Origin of the sequence: Bacillus amyloliquefaciens DSM 7 = ATCC 23350, assembly GCF_000196735.1 — a bacterium.
In the GTDB taxonomy this organism is placed as follows: domain Bacteria; phylum Bacillota; class Bacilli; order Bacillales; family Bacillaceae; genus Bacillus; species Bacillus amyloliquefaciens.
In genome coordinates this window covers 1,170,588-1,190,241 of record NC_014551.1, presented here as the reverse complement: position 1 = coordinate 1,190,241, position 19,654 = coordinate 1,170,588, and the positions used below count along the sequence as shown (strand labels likewise).

Sequence of the window (19,654 nt, the reverse complement as noted above, 5' to 3'; positions counted from 1 at the left end):
GATTTGGAAAGAACGGAAGAGAAGATCAAACAAAGGAGCCTCGTGGTTATGAAACGAAAACAGCTTTTCTCAGAAAAAAACAAATGGGGGCGCGGCACTCTGATGATAGAGGACGGCATCTGCCTCGTCGAAAACGATGAGGGCGATATCCTGCTTGCAGACAGTCTCGGAAACGCCGCCGTATTGATGAAACGTGACGGCAGATGGCAGCCGGCCCGGATTCACGGCGGTACGGCCGAAATCGGCGCAGACACCATCGCTCTCTTCGGCGGAGAAGAGATCCGTTATGAAAAGGCGGTAAAACGGCCGCTTTTAGCCCTGCTGGATTCGCTGGACGATGAAACGTTTCTGCTGTTTCTCAGCCATCTGCACGGGTTCGGCCTGTCTGTATATGATTGCGTATTTTCCTACAATCAGTCGCTGTTTTCCGGTGAAGGCGTCTCGTTTTATCATTTCTCGGCGGATGATGCCCAATGCGCCCTGCAGCATCACCGCGGCGGCTCGGGTAAACATGACAGATTTGAATGGACGGCATCTGACGGGCGGCGCTCAATTATGTATTCAGCGGCAAAGCACGGCGGAACAGCGTAAAAAACAGGCGGCGCCCTTTAAAAGGCACCGCCTGTTTTTTATTTTACAACCGTTACTTTAACCGCTTTGCTTTCTTGTTTATCCGTGTCGGCAGCCGTCACATAAAGCACGGTGCCTGCTTTTTGCTTTTTGATTTTGACGGAGAACGCGCCTTTTTGATCCGCTTTCTGCGTCGCGATCACTTTTTTCGCTTTATCTTTGACGGTGATTTTTGCTTGGCTGTTCGCTTTTCCTTTAACCGCCGTATCTTTTGCTGTCACTTTACTGACCTTCGGCGTGCCGGACGGGGTCCCTTTGGCTACGACAAGCGTGACAGATGTTTTTGCGTCATCTTTAGAAGCTTTCACGTGTAAAACGGTGTCTTTTTTCTGCATCGGGATATTTACTTTAAACTTGCCGTCTTTACCTGCTTTGGCGCTTCCGATCTTTTTCTTGCCGTTCATCACTTCAAGGACCGTGCCCTCTTTCGCTTTTCCTCTGACAGCCGTCTGTGTGCTTTCAAGCTTGTTGATCTCCAGCCCTAAATCAACTGCGCTGACAGCCTTCATAATATTCAGGCGGCCGTGGCCGGAATGCCAGTCAACTCCCGGAATGACGGGAATCGGGATCGGGTCGCCATTGTCATCATACAGCTCTTCTTCCTTGCCGTCCTCGCTTTTAAACGAGATATCGTCTGCGGTCTGCTTTAATTTCGCTTCGACTTCATTCGGTTTAAGCTTCGGATTTTGAGAGAGCACTAAACCCGCGGCAGCCGCAACATGCGGGGCAGCCATTGACGTGCCGCTCATATATGTGACGTTTCCGTTCGGGACAAGACTCGGGATATCAGAGCCGGGCGCCGTCAAGTCAAGCCCTTTTCCATAGTTTGAGAAGTCAGAGGTCATATCCATCCGGTTGCTTGCACCGACTGAGATGACATACTTTGATGATGCCGGGTAGGAAAGTTCGTTCTGAGCTTCATTTCCGCTGGCCGCGGCGATGACAACATTTTTGGACGCCGCGTATTTCAGAGCGTATTCAAGCACTCGGCTGTATGCTCCCCCAAGGCTCAGGTTAATGACTTTTGCGCCTTTGTCGGCTGCATATTTGATGCCGAGGGCGATTTGCTCTGTATCTCCCGAACCTGTTGAATCAAGCACTTTCACGGGAATAATGCCCGCATTGCTGTTTAAACCCGCCATTGAATAGCCGTTATCTCGTTTGGCGGCGATAATTCCGGCAACATGGGTTCCGTGCCCTTGATCATCCAAGGCGCTGTTTGATCTGTCTACAAAATTGCGGCCGAGATCAGTCCTTACCTTTCCTTTCAAATCGGCAAGCGTGCTGTCTACGCCTGTATCAACGACGGCAATGAGCGTGTCAGTAAGCTTTCGCTTCGACAGCAGAGCAGACGCCTGATCAAATTTCACATCGGCTCCCTTGACGCCGCCGTCCGCTCCGCTGTTTTTCAGCGACCATTGATAAGGATACTGGATGTCGGCCGAGAGGCTTTTGTATTCACGCACCGGTTCTGCAAATTCTACAGCCGGCAGTTTGGACAGTGACGATGCCGTTTCTTTTACCCGCTTGGCACTCATCGTGTAAGCGCCGTTCTGGTCTTTCGGCATGTCTAGGGAATAAATACTGTCAAACAGTTTTTCTGCCTGCTTGATGCGGGACATGTCTTTTTTAGATTGCGCGCTTGCTTTAAGACCTGCCGCTTCTTTTGTGACCGCGGCAAGGCTTTTGTTATTTTTCAATTTAAAAATGACTTTCCCGGTCTGAAGCTTGCTTTTTGCAGCAAGATGGTTTTCTGTTAAAAACGCTCCGGCTGTTTTGCCTTTCAGGCTGTGAATGCCGAGTTTATCCGCCTTTTGCTCCAGCTCTTTTTTTATATATGACGGTACTGACTGAAGTACGGCGGCGTATAACCGTTCAATCGCCTTTTGGTCTTGCGCGGTCACCGTGTATGCGGAATCCGCGCCGTTTTCAGCCGTATCGCTGAACATCGGCTTCAGTGTTTTAAGATCCTGATACATTTCATCTCTTGCTTTTTTACTGAATACGAGCTTTGCCGCCATAAACGGAGCGGTTTTGTAATATAATTTTGACAACTCTTTGCCAGTCGGGGTTTGATTGAGCTCTTGATCACGGATCGTCCGCAAATCTTTTAAAATACCGGCTCCCTCTTTTTTCTGGCTGACACTCATTTCAACAGGGCAGGACTCCTCTTCTTCCAAATCTGCCGGCCCAAGCGACGTTCCTTCATAGCCGATGGTGTATTGCGCTTTTTCCGCATTTTCATTCTGAGCGCCTTCATCTTCGGGCTCTTCACCCAGATACTCTACTTTTATATAGTAGGGGCCTTCCCAGGCATGCGGAATATTGATTTCAATTTTTCCTTGGTCCGTGTAAGAGCGGTACATATCAAAGGTGTCATCACTGAGGGCTTTCTCTTTGCTGGGGTAAACGGATACATTTAAGAAAGATTGACTTCTTACAGTTAATGCCATGTGCGAATCTTGTTTCACTTCATCTTTTCCGGGCGTGATTGTATACCAGACTGATTGTTCCGGCTTATCAATGGTGCCGGACTGTTCTTTCCCCTTTGCCAAGGCTTTCGTCTGGCCGATTTGTTCCTCCGCTGACACTTCAGAAAACGGAGCGGCGAGGCTCAGCACTAGAACCGCTGACAAAACGGCTGCCCAAAAAGATGCAAATCTCCTTCGTCTCATCTCAAATCCCCCTATCTTTTGATTCTCTTGAAGAGTAGCATACTGAAAGAGAAACAGATACCTAAAAAAGGAATATTTAAGCTGAAATTAAAATACATGGAAATAGGCGCCGAATATAAAGATTTATGTCCAAATAAAAAAACCCGGATCGTATCCGGGTTTTCAAGCGATTGATTAAAATATGTGAAAGCCGATCGGCAAGTGAAGGCCGAGAAGCACCGTCAGGACGAGCACGATAATAAAACCGATCCACAGTCCTCCGGTTGATTTGCCTTTTTTCTTGCGGATGACGAGCATTTCCATCAGGCCGATGGTAATGATGCCGAGCAGCATTTTTCCGGCGTACTCTCCGTTCCAATTCGCAAAACGGACAAACAGTTCAGCGCCGGTCAAAATAATAATAATGTAGAATAAGCGCAGAATCATATGCGTAATTTTTGCGCCTTTCGCTTTCCCTGAGCCGTACAGCCCGTAGCTGACAAACACCAGTATAAGCGCAACGACCCATGAAGTAATATGCCAATGTGTCATTATGTTCAATTCCCCCCTATCAGATCAATCTGCCTCACTTATGGTACCACAACAAGCCGCTGTGAGCATTATCAATCGCGATAAAGACACACAATTATCCGATTTGGTTCGACAGCGTGCCGATCGGTTCAATTGTAATGTCAACGCGGTCTCCCGGCTTTAAAAATTTCGGCGGCTGAAACCCTTTTCCGACACCGGCCGGCGTCCCCGTCGCTATTATGTCGCCGGCTTCAAGCGTCATTCCTTTTGACAGCGTCTCGATCAGTTCAGCAATCGGAAAAATCATGTCACCCGTTGATCCTGATTGGCGCAGTTCCCCGTTCACCCGCGTTTCAACTTTCAGGCTTTGCGGATCACTGACGGCCGACTTATGTACAATGACCGGGCCCATCGGGCATGTCGTATCAAGGCTTTTGCCGATAAAAAACTGTTTATGCTTTTTCTGCAGATCGCGCGCCGTTATATCATTTACAATGGTATAGCCGAAAATATGGTCAAGCGCATTTTCTTTGGAGATGTGCGATCCGCTTTTTGATATAATAACCGCCAGCTCCCCTTCATAATCAAGCTGCTCCGTTGCATCCAAGTGGCTTTTCACTGTTTCTCCGTGGCCTGTAACGGAAGTCGGGGCTTTCGTAAAAACCATGGGATGCTCCGGAATATCCGCCTCACTTCCCATTTCAACGGCATGATCACGGTAATTTTTCCCGATGCAGATCACGTTCTTTGAAGGTCTCGGAATAGGCGCACAGAGCTTCACGTCAGACAGTGCATACATAAATGAACCGGACTCATCATTCGGTTTTTTGGCCCATTCCGCAAGCTGTCCGGCATGCGCGACGAACTTTTCTCCCTTTTGAATACACTCTATCAGCGAACCCGGAATCGTCTCAAGTTCAAACAATTTTTTTTCAGCCTTTTGCAGATCTAAGATTTTGTCATCATCCATGATCAGGCCGACAAATTTCCGGCTGTTCAGTTCCCCTGTCGCAAATTTCATGTTAATCCCCCATCATTTTTAAATCTGGCATTCCTTTATGTATTCTTTCTCCGGGCGGAAAATCCTCTTTTGAACAGGCTGAAAATATTCGTAAAAGAGTATCAAAAATTGTCACTTTTTCAGTCATATTGACGAAATAAAACCTTCTCAGCCAAAATGGGTTATACTATTACCATCCTATGTTTTCCAAAATAATCGAGAATTGGAGACCACACGATGAACAGTAAAATTGAAGAAAAAAGATTGACTTTATTCGAGACAGCGCAAAAATTCGGAATCAATGCGAGGGAGACCATCAGGTGCAGCCAAGAGCTGGACAGCCTCTTAAACGGGTGCCGGGGCGGGCTCATCCAACAAACGAAAGACAGCGGGCTGAACCCGGCCGCACAGCTTCAGCCGGATTACACTGTAGGGAAAAAAGAGGCTTTCTCATAAACACGATATGAATATAGATTTGAACCATTTGCTTTTAAGACCCGGCACGCGTAAAGCGCCGGTGTTTTTTTATGTCTGAGATTTTTCCGCTCACAAAAATGTGCGTTTGTCATAAGCTATTTTAGGCAGGCAGCCCAAATAAGCTCCTGGAGTGTATTCCATGAAAATCTTTACGAAAAGGATGTGCTCGTATGCCCGCAATTGTCGGAGCGTTTAAAATTAATGCCGTCGGTACGAGCGGAGTCGTTCATATAGGCGACTGCATCACCATTTCTCCAAAAGCAGAGGTTAAGACATTTGCCGGAGCGGGCAGCTTCAATACCGGAGACAATCTCACACTGACGAATTACAGGAATTCAACGAATGTGTACGATAATGATGTAATCGATCAGCCGATGGCAGGTAACGCATAAAGGAGGCGCCGTATGAATTTTTACGTCAATCAGTCGATCCATATCAATTACATGCGTGTAGAATCTGTCAGCAATTCCTCCATACTGCAAATCGGGAGCGCCGGTTCAATTAAAGCTCTTTCCAACCTGTATGACACAGGGAGTTATGTAGAGCCGGCGCCGCCTGTCACCGCGGGGCAGACTGCAACAACAGGGGGAGGTCCCGGCACCTCATCATTTGTACCGCTCCAGCCGCCAAGCCGGTAGTTCAATGAAGGAAACGAGACGCGAGGTGAATGTCATGTATGATCAATCGGTTTCATCCTACCTGCAGAATTTAAATTCCTTCGTCCAGCAGCAGGCGCTTCAGATTCAGGAGCTCGAACGGCAGCTGAAAGAGTTTCAGAACGAAATTTCAACGCTGAAACAGCAGCCGCCATCCACAAGAATCGATCGGCTCGAGTATAAATTTGATCAGCTGAAAATTGAACGGCTGGAAGGAACGTTAAATATCGGATTGAACCCGACTGATCCGAATGCCGTTCAAAACTTTGAAGTCGGCCAGACATCTCCGCAGGTCGGAATGATGCAGCAGGAACAGGCGGGCCAGCAAATGCAGCAAATCCGTCAAAACGTCGATATGTACCTGAATGAAGAAATCCCCGTGCTGTTAGAACAGCTCGAAACCCAGTATGAGAGCAGGCTGGACGAAACGAACAAATATCATATTATTGAAGATATCAGAAAGCAGATGGACAGCCGGATTAAGTATTATATGTCCCATGTCCCGAAAGAAGAAAACACGGCGCCCGCGCAATACGCCGAGGAGATTGCCGAACACGTGAAGCGTGATATTGTCAGGGCCGTCGAGCATTTTATTAAACACATACCTGGTGAAATGAAAGGTGATGATCCGTCATGATTTTTACAGTGATTAACCGGAACATTGAAGTCGGCGATATCCGGTCGACCGGTGTCTCCAGTTCTTCCTTATTATTAATCGGCGACACCGAATCCGTCTACCTGTCTTCCATCTTTGATACACCTCCGGAATCTCTCATTATCGGGCCTCTTGTGCCGCTGGCGCCGGAATAATGTTAAAGCGGATTTCACGCCTCAGGAGCGCCAAAGTCAATTCAGTCGGGATTGGGAGTGTTTTTCAAGCAGGCGATACGAATGAAATCAATATGAAGGTCAAAGTTTTGGCCGATCAGCGTACTCTTGCCGTATACAGAGACGATGAAGGCTTGTTTAACAGAAAAGAATACCAGATCTTCCGGCAGCCCGCCGTCATGCCGTTACCGGAAACGGGAGTCCAAAGTGCATTCTGCCATGAAAATCCTTCGATTCGGGTAAGGAATGTGAAAGTCCAAGGGGTATCGTCAGCGTCCGTGCTTCAAATCGGATCGTCATCGGTCGTATTGGGCGATTCACGGCTGAAACATATTAGGCAGATCGCCTCACCGAGCTCACAATCACCGCAGACCTGACATATAATGACGGTGAGACTTCTATAAAGGGTGTCGTTTATGCCAGCAATTACCGGACCTATAGCTATCAATTCCATATCGGGCGGAGTCGTAAACTTTGGTGATTCCTTTTACCTTTCTCCAAAAAGCTCTTCTAAATCTGCGCTCGGTTCGGGAGCAGGCAATACCGGAGATTTCCTTTTATTAAACAACGTTGTCAATGCGACAAACTATATAGACCCCGATGTCAGCGATCAGAATGTGGCCGGAAACGCATAAAAAGCAGCCGCTCTTTAAGGAGGGGGCTGCTTTTTTGTGTTCAGTGTTTTTTTCGTTCGTTTGATTTTTTTGTTTTCACAAGCTTTTCCGGCGGCTGTTTTCTGATCCATTTCACAAACCGCGCAAGTTTCGGATCACGCCGCAGCTCTTCTATTCCCGCGAGCCTTGCCGCAAGCTCCTGATTCGTATAAAGCGCGTGTACCTGTTTATGGCAGGGAATGCAGAGCATTGCGGTCGGAAGGAATGTCCCGCCTTCTTCCTTAGGCGTCAGGTGGTGTTCCGTCAGCCGCACATGATGGCGGCCGCATAATTCACATGTGCCCTCGGCAGAATCGGCCATAGCTCCTTCTCCTTTCTACATGATCTCCATTGTGACCCGGGTGCCTTTTCCGCCCGGTTCGGACGGATGAACGATTAATTTTTTCGGCAGCCGCGCTCTGAGCTCCTGCACATGGCTGATCACCCCGACGGACAAATTATCCGATTGCAGCTTTTCCAGCGCTGTGACAACGGTGTCTAAAAGCCCTTGGTCAAGCGTCCCGAATCCTTCATCTAAGAAAAAGAATTGCAGCGGATATTGCCCCCGCAGCTGAATCTGGGCAGACAAGGCAAGCGCAAGCGACAGCGATGTCAGAAACGTCTCACCGCCGGAAAGGCTTGATACGGGGCGTTTGACGCCGCCGTTCGCGTCATCGCGCATGACGAAGCCGCCTTCTGAATCGACTAATATGGCATACCGCTGTCTTGTCAGCGCTCCAAGCCGTGCAGAGGCGTCTCGGGCCACGCTTTCCAGCTGTTCCTCCGCTAAAAATTCGACGAATGTATTGCCTTTACATACAGACTGGAGCTTATCAAGCCTGTCAATCTGTGTCTGCCAGCTTTTCAGTTCGGCTTCAATCTCTTTAAAGCGCTTATGCTGTTTCTGCATCACCGCAAAGGCTTTTGCCTGAGCTCCTTTTTCCTCCTTGGCGGCGCCTGACTCAGCCTCTGCCTGCTCCAGCAGAGAAACCGATGCTGTCCATTCTTCTTCCGTTACCCGGCGGCCGGCTAATTTATCAGTGACACGGCGGATATTTGCCGAAAGCTGCTTTGAGCTGTCCAGAAATTCATCAATTTCTCTTTTCATTTCCTCGGCCCGCTCTTTCGGAAGCAGGCTTTTTTTGACTTGATCCGGCTCGGCAAACCCGGTGTCTTTTGATTTCCCGTACCAGTCATTTTGCGCTTTCTCAAGGGCGGACTCAGCGTCCCGCAGTGACATGAGGCTCCCGGATTCCCGGCCTTTTGCGTCATTCAGTGATTGCTGAGCCTGCTGCAGCGCATCGAATAACGACTGTTCTTTCGATTTTAAGAGCTGTAATTCCTGCCGCACTGCGTCAAGCTTTGCAGAAATGGATGTTTCTTCAGCTGCTGTTCCGAGCTCTTGTTCATATCCGTCAATGACCTGCTGCAGGCGCTCTGACGCATAGTGAAGCTCGAGCCGTTCCCGTTCAAGCTGATGCTTCTTCTCCTGCAGCCGTTCTTTCTCATCTTCATGTTCCTTTAGGAAGGCGATGCTTGTTTCAATGCGCTTCTCGAATTCCTCTGCCTGCCTGTCCTTTTCGTCTATCGAAGCCTGCCAGGCGTCAATCCGGTTTAACGGAATATCCCCGCAGGCTTCATTGTACTGATTCAAGCGGCTTTCTGACAGCGATTCGAGCTCTTCTAATGAATGTTTGAGGCGCTCTGCTTCTTTTTCCTCATAGCGGATTCGTTCGCCCAGCTGTTCAGCTTGTTTCACCGTCTTTTGATAGGTACTGATCAGTCTCGTGACCTTCTCTTTTACCGACAGCATATCCTGTTTCATTTGTTTCCACTCCAGGCGGACGGCGCTGAACGCTTCATCAAGCGGACGGCCGCTGATAGAAGAAGCGGCTTCCAGCTCCGGGACCCGGGCGTTTTGCAGAAACGGACATTCTTCGGTAAAACGCCCCGACTGCTCTTCTAATGCAACCTTGGCCGTCAGCACTTCCTGAGAAAGAGCCGCCGCCTCAGAAAGCAGCGCTTCAACCTGCTGCAAACGTTCCTGTACAGCCGTATCGGGCGAATATGTTTCATGAGCGGAGCGCGAACGGTCATGCTGCGTTGAGCCGCATACAGGACAAGGCTTTCCTTCGATTAGTTTTTCCGATAATTCTTTTGTTAATGCAGCCGTTCTCGCTTCCTCTGAGCGCCTGCGCAGGTCGGTTTGCGTTTTGTCCGCCCGTTCGGCTGCGGCTTTCAGTGAACGTTCCGTTTCACAGACCATATGGTAAACGGTTTGAAGTGTTTGATAAGCGCGCGTAATGTCCTCTTCTTCCGATTTCGCCTTTGCGCTGAGCGCCTCGCTTTCTCCGTTCAGCTTCTCCATGTTTTTCAACTGGGCTGTCAGATTGACCCGTTCTTTCTTGATTTGTTCCTGTGTCTGCTGAAAGCCGGCTGCCAGCTGTGCGGCGGTCTGGCATTTTTTCCGTTCATCAGCGGTCACTTGAACTGCTTTCAGCTCTTCTTTCAGCTCATTCTGCCTGTTTTGGCCGCGGGTCAGGCGATCTTTCACTGCGGTCAGCTGTTTCGAGGCGGCTTCGTATTCTTCCTCTTTTTTGCCGTGCTCCGCCTTTGTTTTTTCCGCTTCTTTTTTTGCTTCAAGCAGCTTTTGTTCAATGGCTGACAGCCTTTGATACAGCTCTTCTTCCTTGACAAGCTTCGGCTCTTGTTCAGCCTTATGAATCCGCCACGCTTCATAGGCTTCATTTTGCCGGGTAAATGAAGCGGTTTCCGCCTCTAATTTCCGTTTGGCCAGTTCGTGCTCCTTCTCGGCGCGCTCCTTCCGGCGGACGGCTTCCGTGTAGCGATCTGCATACGGTTCAAGAGCGAGAGCAGTTTCCGCTTCTTTAAGACGGTCAGTCAAATCCGTGATATACGGGCGTTTTTCCTCAAGCTTTTCCTGCCGCACCTCGTATTCGTTTCTCTCTGTCTGCAAGTTCCAAATCTCCTGGTGATTCTCAAAACGTTCTTTTGCTTGGACCCGTTTCTTCTCAGCCGCTTCAAGCCGTTCATTCGCTTCATGAAACTGCTGTTCAGCCAGCTTCAGCGCGTCTTCCCCCGCGTCTCCGAGGCCGGATTGTTCTGCCAGCATCTCATTTTTTTTCGCGGCCGCTTCCTGCGCCCGCCGCCGCAATTTTTTGACAAGCCTGTCACCGTACTGTTCCAGATTAAAAAGGCGCTGCAGCATATGTCTTCTTTCCGCGCCTTTCAGTGACAGAAACTCGGCAAACTTTCCTTGCGGGAGCACGACGGCTCTTGTAAAGTCGTCAATGGTCAGACCAAGAAGCTCTTCCACCTTTTTGTTCACTTCATTCGCTTTATCGGCAAGCACGGTTTGTTCCTCTTTGATTTCAATCAAGCGGCAAAGGGCGGTTTTCACTTTCGTTTCATCCGTTCTCTTAAAAACGCGCTCTACTTTGTAGGACACCCTGTGGCCGGATTGAAGCGCGAATGTAAAAGAGACGGCGAGCTGATCTTCGGCATGGTTCAGAATGCCGTGCGTATTATTTGCGGCGCGCTCCACTTTTCCGTATAAAGCGAGTGTCATCGCATCAAGGATCGACGACTTTCCGCTTCCCGTCGGGCCGAAAATTCCGAACACCCCGGCACCGGACAGTCCGTCAAAGTCAATGGTCTGTTCCTCTCTGAAGCTGTGGAGCCCTTTTATCGTTAACAGAATCGGCTTCATGTCGCATCCTCCTCATCATCCGCTGACGCAAGCTCTAAAAACAGCTTGACCATCTCCTCATCCGGCACGCCGCCGCCCGTTTGTTTTTCATAAAATTTCTTAAACCGGTCCTCAATTGATGTGTTTTTCACTTCAATCCGGTCAATGTCTGTCTCTTTTTCTTCAAAAACCGGCCTGATATGGATAAAGCCTGGATGCGCTTTTCTCAGCCGATGGATTTCTTCAAGAGAAAGCTGATCCGTCAAATGGATATCAAGATCGATCCAGGCATTCCGGTCACGCCCTTCATCGAGCCAGCCGTGAACCTCGCTCAGCCCCTGCGCTTTCCATTTGACAAGCGGTTTTCCGGAAGACAGGAAAATCTCTTCCCACTTCGCTTCTCCGCCCGGCTTCGCTTCTACCACCGTCACCGATTTGGCATAACCGGCTTCTGAAAAGCTGTATGCCAGCGGAGAGCCGGAATAGCGGGCAGCCGTTTTGGCACGCTTGATCGTTTGCGGACGGTGGAGATGGCCGAGGGCCACGTAAGCCGCATCAGCCGGCAGGCTTTCAGCGGCGACCGTGTAAGCGCCCCCGACTTCAATCGGACGCTCTGAATCGGTCTGATTTCCTCCCGCGACATAAATGTGGCTCGCCGCGACTTTCACGGCATCGTCCCGGCACAGACCGCACATGCGGGCAAACGCCTCTCTGATTTTCACATCGTAATGATCGCGAAGAAGCTTTTCCTCAAACGTATCAGACAGCACCTCGTTTAATCTCGCTTCTGACGGATAGGCCAGCGCGGCAACGGCTAACAGCTCGTCCGCCGACGGCACCTCAATATGGACGGGTTCTGTCCGCGGATAGCCGATTAAATGAATGCCGCGCTCATTTGTTAACGGAGAAGCAGCCGCCAGCCTGTCAGGATTGTCATGGTTCCCAGCAATGACGACAACCGGGCGTTTTCCGCCGTCAGAAAGCGCGGAAAGACTTTCGTAATACAGCTGTTCAGCGAGCGCAGGCGGATTGACCGTATCAAATACATCCCCTGCCATAATGACCGCATCAATGTTTTCTTCTTTGACAATGGTATTCAGCTCTTCCAATACCTCGGCCTGTTCACTCAGCCGGCTTCTGCCTTCAAGCGTTTTGCCGAGGTGCCAGTCAGCTGTATGTAAAATGCGCATACCGCATTCACCTCACTTTTCTGATAGAAAAAAAGATCCGCTCCAAAAAAGGAGCTTCGGATCTTATTACAGTGTAAGAACGTGACCTCCATCGAAGAAATAGAGCGCACGCCTTTTCACATTCGTTTTTGTAATTTGTTCAACCGCTTTTGTATACAATTCGATTTGTGTTTCATACCTTTTTTGCAGGATCGGAGCCGCGCCTTCAAATCCGTTCCGGAATTTCCCCTCAATTCGATCCGTTTTATAGTCCAGCAAATAGAGTCCGTCCGCAGTTTCATAGAGGCAGTCAATAATTCCCTGGACGAGCAGCGGTTCACCGGCCGTTTCGGCATCCTTGTACACCTCGCTGGCCGGAAGCGCCATACTGAACGGCACCTCCCGATCAATCCGCAGGGCCCCAACAAGGTCTTTTCCGATTTCAGTGCCGAAAAACTGAATCACTTCATCAATATCAATTGCGTCCTGCTGTTCTTCTGTCAGCAGCTCTTTTTCGTAAAGCATCCGGACCGTCCGCTCCGCTTCTTCGGCAGTCGGAACATGCGTCAGCGGTATGTGCTGCATCACCGTATGCATCGCAGTCCCTTTTTCGGCGGCTGTCAGCCCTTTTTTCATCATAAAGCCGGGACGCTTGTATAAAAGAGTGTCCCCTGACGGTTTGATGAGAGAGCGTCCGCTGTACTCATCCTCGTATTCTTGCTTTCTCTTCAGCTCAGAAACAGACTGCTTCGTTCTGATGGCGGTCAGCTTCCGATACGGATATTCCCATTCAAGAAGACGGCGCGCCTGATCATCGAATGAAAACGAATCAGGAATCGGCTCGCCATGCTGTATCGCTTTTAAACGTTTGCTCTTTTCTTCAGCACGTTCCTCAGGGCTATCTTCCAGCAATTCACTTTGCTGCAGCATCCGGATGTGAAAACGCGCCGGGTCGTGCGCGATATCCTCCGGCGCCAAAAGCCCCGGAGCCCTGTGCGCCTCCATGTCACTGTGACGGATGAGCGCCGGACCGATAAAGTCCAAATAAGATGACGCCTGATAGCGGTCGAATTCAGAAAGGAGCCAATCAGCCCGGTCTGCTTGCGCCTGCCATTTGGCCAGCTGTTTTTCCCGGTTTTTGCAGGAACCGACGAGAAACAGCTTTTCCTTCGCCCTTGTCAGCGCCACATACAATACGCGCAATTCTTCTGATAAAAGCTCTCTGCGCATTTTTTTCTTCATTGCCACAAGCGGCAGAGTCGGATAGCTGATTCTAAGTTCCGGATGAATATACTTCGTGCCGAAACCGAGCTCTTTATCAAGCAGGTATGGTTTGTTGAGATCCATCATATTAAAACTTCTGCCGAGACCGGCGGTGAAAACGACGGGGAATTCAAGTCCTTTGCTGCTGTGGATCGTCATCAGCCGAACGACATCCTCCTGCTCGCTGAGCGCCCGCGCCGTCCCCAAATCATCGCCGCGCTCCTGCATCCGTTCAATGAACCGCAAAAAGCGGAATAACCCGCGGAATGCCGTCGCTTCATACGAACGCGCCCGGTCATACAAGACGCGCAGATTGGCCTGACGCTGCTTTCCGCCAGGCATGCCGCCTGCATAATCAAAATATCCGGTGTCGCGGTATACTTCCCAAATCAGCTCAGACACTGAATGATTCGTCGAGAATGACCGCCACTTTTGCAGACTGTCATAAAATATTCTCAGTTTTTGATACAGGTCGTCATGTCTGTCCCCGTTCGCTATATACGCTTTCAGCGCTTCATAAAACGGCGCTTTTTTCTTTTCAAGGCGTATGAGGGCGAGTTCATTTTCGTCACAACCGACGATAGGCGAGCGCAGCACGGAAGCAAGCGGAATATCCTGATACGGATTATCAATCACCTTTAAGACTGAAAGCGCCGCAGCCACCTCAACGGCTTCAAAGTAACCTGATGTCAAATTGGCGTAAACCGGAATGCCCTGGTTTTTCAGCTCTTCCATTAATTGCGGAGCCCATGGCATGGAACGCAGCAAAATCACGATATCCCGGTACTGGATATTCCGGTGTGTTTTTGTTTTGCCGTCATATACCTTAAACGGAGATGAGACAAGCTTCCGGATCTCCGCGGCTATCGCTTTCGCTTCCCAATGCACGGTTTCAAAGTCTTCAGCATCCTCGGGGCTGTCTGCGTCATCAGCGCTGTCAATCAGCAGCAGTTCCGTTTTCGCCGCGTCATTTGGCGGATACGATGCGCCAAGCTTTAATGCCGCCTGTTCATCGTAGTCCACTTCGCCGATTTTGCCGCCCATCAGCTGCTTAAACAAGAAATTCGTACTGTCCAAAATATCGGAGCGGCTTCGGAAGTTTTGGTTCAGGTCGATTTTCTGCCCGGCGCCTTCCCCATCTTCCGTAAACCTTTTGTATTTCCCGAGAAAAAGCAGCGGCTCGGCAAGTCTGAAACGGTAGATTGATTGCTTGACGTCCCCCACCATAAACAGATTTCCCGACTCTTCATTCCCGCTTTTAACAAGCTGCAAAATGGATTCCTGCACAAGATTGGTATCTTGATATTCATCAACCAGAACTTCATGGAACTGATCTTGATAATAAACGGCCGCTTCACTCGGCACACGCCGGCCTTCTTCATCCCTTGCAGTTAAAATCGCCAGACAGTAATGTTCCAAATCTGAGAAATCAATGATTGATTTTTCCTGTTTCGCCGCTTCAAATCGTTTTCCGTACGATATTACGAGCTGAACGAGGGTTTCAATAACAGGCTTCATGTCTTTTAAACTCTTTAAATGATCTTGCGGGCTTCTTGTAAAGTAATCGGTTTTTAACTTTTCGATCAGTTTCTTCGCGCCGTTTCGCAAATCAGTCGCTTCGTCCAAAAGCACCTTGTCAAATTCATCACCCTTTACCGCCTTGGCCCGTTTAAATGTGACCGCAGGAACCCGTTCATACAGCGCCTTAAAGTCATGCCGGCAGCTGATCAGCTCTTCTATCTGCTGAAGGTCATCCAAAATATTATCAGCACGCGGCGCCGGCCCGCCGGGCGCTTTTGTCAGTTCAAGCGCCTTCTCTAGCTTTTGTTTTGCCCCGAAGAGCGCCATTTCAGCATCTTCTCTCACATACTCGTAAAACGGCAGCTCTTCCATTTTGCTTTCTTCTGTCACATCATATAGGCGGACAAAGCTTTTCAGCCACGCTTCAGGGTCAGGATGCGACCGGGAATACTCATACACCCGCTTGACGAGGTCTTGAAGATCCAGATCATGCCTGTCCGTCGTATATCTGTCCACAAGCTCATAAAACGCCTGATTCCCTTTTGCGTATTCATCCTCAAACAGCTCATCAAGCACTTCGTCTCCGAGCAATTCGCCTTCCGTTTGGTCAGCCATCCGAAAACCCGGGTCAAGATCAATCATATAATAATATTTTTTAAGCACCTGCAGACAGAAAGAGTGCAGCGTCGAAATGCTCGCCCGATTTAATAGAGACAGCTGCCGTCTGATATGCAAAGACCCCGGATTTTTGGCGAGTTCTTTTTCTAATGCTTCAGCGATCCGATGCTTCATTTCCGCTGCTGAGGCGTTTGTAAATGTCACCACAAGGAGCCTGTCAACATCAACCGGCTCTTCTTCCGCGGTTATCTTTCTGATCATCCGCTCTACAAGCACGGCCGTTTTACCTGATCCGGCTGCGGCAGCGACCAGAATATCGCGGCCGGAAGAAACGATGGCGCTCCATTGGTCATCCGTCCATATGCTGTCTTTCGGTTTAGGAATTTGCATCATCATTCGCCTCCTTTTTCAGCCAATCCAGTATAGTGCCGTCTTTTTCCGCTTTCAGGCTGCGGTATTCATTTTCTTTAAGCGACTCATCAAACTGGCACACCGATTTAAAAGCACAGTACGTACAAGGCGTCTTATCTTTCAGCTTATACGGGGTAATGGACACAAGCCCGTCCGTTATCGCTTCGCCCGCCTGCTCAAATGTCCGCCTCACATGGTCTGTCAGCAGATGAAAATCCCGTTCGCTGACCGCCGCTGAATCGGACCGTAAAGATCCGTCCTTTTTCAAACCGGCATTGATAATATTTGAACGCCCTTCCTCCAAAGTCGTGTCCATCAGGCTGATCGCCTCCCGGTCACCGAGGAGAAGGCCTTTCATTTTAAATTTCTTAAAAATTTCCTGCTCGATTTCATCAAGTTCCATCGGCAGACTGGCCTGAATCATCGGATCATGAATATGGAAATACAAAACGCCTGCCGGTGTCGCTTTCATGCCGAGCCAATCCGCTGAGTGTGTAATTGATAAGTCAAGGTATGTGAGCATTTGCAGAGCGAGCCCGTAATATACCTCAGCGAGATCAAGCCCCTTGTCGCTTGATTTATAATCAACGATTCTCAGCAGCAGGCCTTTTGAGCTTTCCGCTTTATCCACGCGGTCGATCCGGCCGACGAGTTCCATCGTACAGCCGTTTTTCAGCGTGAAAGTGAGCGGAGGCAGCGGTCCGCTTCCGCCGAAACCGAGTTCAAGGCCGATCGGGACAAAACCGCTCGCCTTCGCATGCTCGCTTAATATGCCTGAGACACGCGTGACGATCTTCTGCAGTTTTTCCTTCACATAAAAGTGCCTGTTTGAGCTGAGCAGAATCTCTTTTTGCAGCCTTGGCGCAAGCCGTTCCACCGCATCATAGGAAAAATTCCGGCACTGATCTTTCGTCAGATCGCGCCATTCCAGCTTCTGCTCACGAAGCCGGTCTGAAATCAGCTTCAGGCTGGAGTGAAACAGCTGTCCGATATCCGGCGCTTCCAGCTTGAAAAACTGCCGCTCTTTTAATTGCAGCCCGTGAGATGCAAAATGAGAAAACTGGCAGGCATTAAACGCCTCCATACGAGAGACGCTTCCTTTAATGTGCTCGCCGTAAAGCTGGCGCGAAACAGGCCGGTCAAGACGCTTTGCCTCATTTCGGAAAAACAGGCTTGAAAACAGCTTTTTCGCACGCTCGTGATCAGGCTCTTTCATCAGCACATTGTATGCGCTCCACCACACGTCACTGATCTCGTACTCTCTTGTCCACAGCCTGAGCTGGCTTGCCGTATACGTCTGTGCCACCTGTTTATTGACGAGATACTGAAGCTGTTCTTCTTCGCTTACCTGCTCGGGATCAGCCGCTGACAGCTTTTCCTGGTGATCGGGAAACAGCTCGCCGAGCCTGTTTACAACGATTGACGGCAGGAGCGTTTTTCCTTCCGCATCGGCAATCGGGTATGTCACATACAGACGGTCAGACGGACTTGACAGCGCCATATAGATGAGAAAATGCTCATCAAGCAGCCGCTCACGCCCCGCGGAAGAAAGCTCCACTCCGACCGCTTTCAGCCACTCCCGGTCATCATCAGACAGCACGCCGTTTTCATCCGGGCGCGCCGGAAGAACGCCGTCATTGGCCCCGATGACAAATGTGCAGGATGTGCCGTACATTCTGGACAGATCCATATTCCCTACAAATACTTGATCAAGCGCAGGAGGAATTAAAGAAAAATGAAGCGATTCGGTTCCCGTTTCAAGCATTTGCTGGAACAGCGCCAAAGACATTTCATCTTCACCCATCATGCCCGCAAACTCTTCGAGAAGCTGGATAACGGCATCCCACGCCTGGCCGTGCTGCTGCGCTTCAACCATGTTTCCGGCCTCTTCGGCCTGCTGTCTTTTCCGGTCCAGCTTCAGGGGAACATCGGTATCTTCCAAAAAGAGATAAAGAGCTTCCGCCATGCTTTGAACCGTTTTCGCTTTTTTCAGCCGGTTTTGAAGCCGGATGAGCGGCTCGGCCATCCACTCTCTCGTCTCATTCAGCATGTGTTCCATCTCTATTTCCTGATCCGTCTGCGCGAAATCCTCATCGAGCGATACGAACCGCCTGTATACAAACCGCTCCCCGTTCGTCCAGCGCTCGCCTTTGATTCCGTAGGCGATACAGTAGTTTTCAAGCTGATCAACCTGCTCTCTTATTTTCTGCTCCGGCTGATCAAGGGGGAATAACAGTTCAGTTTTCGCACAGCGGAACACCGCTTCATATCTCCAATTCCCCTTCACGACATCCAAGCTTGAGCGGATGAATTCAATAAGCGGGTGATGCTGCATAGAAGCTTTTCCGTCTATAAAATAAGGAAGCCCGTAATCTGCAAACACTTCCTTCAGCAAGTCTTTATAATCTTCCGGCTGACGGATGAGAATCGCCATATCTCTGTACCGGTATCCTCTGTCCCGGACAAGTGATTGAATTTCCCGGGCAATACCCTCGAGTTCAGCTCTTCTGTTCTGTGCCTGTATGACGGTAAAAGCTTCCTGTCCGCCCGTATACACAGCCGCGGGACGCACATCGTACTGCGATTCTATACAGGCAAGCTCCGGCACATGCTGATGCCGCTTCGTTCCATGCAATTCCTTGCAGGAAATATCGGCATTCAACTCCTTTGCCGTCTGATAAAGCTTATAGTATGTGCTGCCGGTCATTCTGAACAGATCGAGCTCATCCGGAGCCTGTTCCGCCGAAGGGCTGTCCGCCGTCAGAGAGAATGTGACATGTTCAGCATGCATGATCAGCTGCTCCAGCACCCTTAATTCCTGCGGCGTAAATTGATAGAAGCCGTCAACATAAACACGGGCGCCTTTTATAACATCCGCCAAAGGAATCTGCTGAGCGAGCAGCGTCAAATAATCCTCTGAATGCAAATAGTGGCCGGCGAGGCTTCTTTCCATCTGCTGATATAAAATGCCTAAGTCATGAAGTTTTTCAGACAGCATCCGCTCTCCGCGGTATTCTGACGCCGTTCCGCTTTCTGCCATGCGGCGGACGTCTTCAGGTTCAATACAGTACCGCTTAAACTCTGTCAGCATCCGTTCCACCTGCTCAGTGAATCCGGTTTTGTCACTCGCTTTTTGATAGACTTTAAAATCGTGCTTATGTTCTTCAATCAGTTTCCTTAAAAGCATCTGCACACCCGTCGTCGTCACAAACGGACGGTTCATGCCCCCCGTGTGCTGAAGCACGCGCCACGCCAAACGCGAAAAGCTGAACACTTGAGCGCGTATCATGCCGCCGATATCCGGCGTTTTAGCAAGCTCATATTCCATTAAAAACGTCATTTGATCCGGGACTAGAAAAATGATCGGTTTCCCGAACGGCTCCCGGCGCAGTTCTTCTTGAATGCTGTCGATAATCAGCCTCGTTTTCCCACTCCCCGATCTGCCTACTAAAAACTCAACACCCAAATTAGAAGACCCCTCTCTTTTTATCTTTCTACATTTTATCGAAAGTTGACGAAAATGACCAATCTCAT

General features: G+C 49.6%; 15 protein-coding genes and 1 pseudogene. 8 read left to right on the top strand and 8 right to left on the bottom strand.

All coding sequences use genetic code 11. The features are described from left to right. Positions 1-48: 48 nt before the first annotated feature. Complete coding sequence (locus BAMF_RS26460) at positions 49-591, top strand: DUF2777 family protein (protein ID WP_013351774.1); 543 nt, start codon at positions 49-51, stop codon at positions 589-591. Between the two features lie 38 nt (positions 592-629). Here the strand turns inward: BAMF_RS26460 and BAMF_RS26455 are convergent, their stop codons facing one another. The 3 genes from BAMF_RS26455 to BAMF_RS26445 form a co-directional block, all read right to left on the bottom strand. Continuing rightward, complete coding sequence (locus BAMF_RS26455; RefSeq protein ID WP_013351773.1) at positions 630-3,305, bottom strand: peptidase S8; 2,676 nt, start codon at positions 3,303-3,305, stop codon at positions 630-632. Between the two features lie 174 nt (positions 3,306-3,479). Beyond that, on the bottom strand, positions 3,480-3,836 hold the full coding sequence (locus tag BAMF_RS26450; protein WP_013351772.1) for a YisL family protein: 357 nt from the start codon (positions 3,834-3,836) through the stop codon (positions 3,480-3,482). Positions 3,837-3,930: 94 nt separating this feature from the next. Further along, positions 3,931-4,836, bottom strand: coding sequence for a fumarylacetoacetate hydrolase family protein (locus BAMF_RS26445; protein WP_013351771.1), 906 nt, complete (start codon positions 4,834-4,836; stop codon positions 3,931-3,933). 216 nt (positions 4,837-5,052) lie between these two features. Here BAMF_RS26445 and BAMF_RS42200 point away from each other — a divergent pair. The 7 genes and pseudogenes from BAMF_RS42200 to BAMF_RS26410 form a co-directional block, all read left to right on the top strand. Continuing rightward, positions 5,053-5,166: pseudogene (locus BAMF_RS42200) on the top strand (aspartyl-phosphate phosphatase Spo0E family protein); the annotation flags it as partial. A 296-nt stretch (positions 5,167-5,462) separates the two neighbouring features. After that, positions 5,463-5,684: a spore germination protein gene (locus tag BAMF_RS26435; RefSeq protein ID WP_003155135.1), complete on the top strand. Its 222-nt coding sequence runs from the start codon at positions 5,463-5,465 to the stop codon at positions 5,682-5,684. 12 nt (positions 5,685-5,696) lie between these two features. Continuing rightward, the gene (locus tag BAMF_RS26430) at positions 5,697-5,930 is read left to right on the top strand and encodes a spore germination protein GerPB (protein WP_013351769.1); all 234 of its coding nucleotides are present in this window, start codon (positions 5,697-5,699) and stop codon (positions 5,928-5,930) included. A gap of 34 nt (positions 5,931-5,964) precedes the next feature. After that, positions 5,965-6,585, top strand: a complete 621-nt coding sequence (gene gerPC, locus BAMF_RS26425; protein ID WP_013351768.1) for a spore germination protein GerPC — start codon at positions 5,965-5,967, stop codon at positions 6,583-6,585. Then, complete coding sequence (locus tag BAMF_RS26420; protein WP_013351767.1) at positions 6,582-6,758, top strand: hypothetical protein; 177 nt, start codon at positions 6,582-6,584, stop codon at positions 6,756-6,758. Before gerPC ends, BAMF_RS26420 begins: the two co-directional genes overlap by 4 nt. Further along, positions 6,758-7,153 (top strand): spore germination protein GerPE, encoded by a 396-nt coding sequence (locus tag BAMF_RS26415; RefSeq protein ID WP_013351766.1) that lies wholly within the window; start codon positions 6,758-6,760, stop codon positions 7,151-7,153. Before BAMF_RS26420 ends, BAMF_RS26415 begins: the two co-directional genes overlap by 1 nt. 39 nt (positions 7,154-7,192) lie before the next feature. Continuing rightward, on the top strand, positions 7,193-7,411 hold the full coding sequence (locus BAMF_RS26410) for a spore germination protein (RefSeq protein ID WP_013351765.1): 219 nt from the start codon (positions 7,193-7,195) through the stop codon (positions 7,409-7,411). Between the two features lie 40 nt (positions 7,412-7,451). Here BAMF_RS26410 and BAMF_RS26405 read toward each other — a convergent pair whose 3' ends face one another. From BAMF_RS26405 to addB, 5 genes are all read right to left on the bottom strand, one after another. Beyond that, positions 7,452-7,751 (bottom strand): hypothetical protein, encoded by a 300-nt coding sequence (locus BAMF_RS26405; RefSeq protein ID WP_013351764.1) that lies wholly within the window; start codon positions 7,749-7,751, stop codon positions 7,452-7,454. Between the two features lie 15 nt (positions 7,752-7,766). Beyond that, positions 7,767-11,159 (bottom strand): exonuclease subunit SbcC, encoded by a 3,393-nt coding sequence (sbcC, locus tag BAMF_RS26400; protein ID WP_013351763.1) that lies wholly within the window; start codon positions 11,157-11,159, stop codon positions 7,767-7,769. Beyond that, complete coding sequence (gene sbcD / locus BAMF_RS26395; RefSeq protein ID WP_013351762.1) at positions 11,156-12,328, bottom strand: exonuclease subunit SbcD; 1,173 nt, start codon at positions 12,326-12,328, stop codon at positions 11,156-11,158. Before sbcD ends, sbcC begins: the two co-directional genes overlap by 4 nt. Before the next feature lie 66 nt (positions 12,329-12,394). Continuing rightward, positions 12,395-16,099: a helicase-exonuclease AddAB subunit AddA gene (gene addA, locus BAMF_RS26390; RefSeq protein ID WP_041481719.1), complete on the bottom strand. Its 3,705-nt coding sequence runs from the start codon at positions 16,097-16,099 to the stop codon at positions 12,395-12,397. Further along, on the bottom strand, positions 16,086-19,586 hold the full coding sequence (gene addB, locus BAMF_RS26385) for a helicase-exonuclease AddAB subunit AddB (protein ID WP_013351760.1): 3,501 nt from the start codon (positions 19,584-19,586) through the stop codon (positions 16,086-16,088). Before addB ends, addA begins: the two co-directional genes overlap by 14 nt. Between the last annotated feature and the right edge of the window lie 68 nt (positions 19,587-19,654).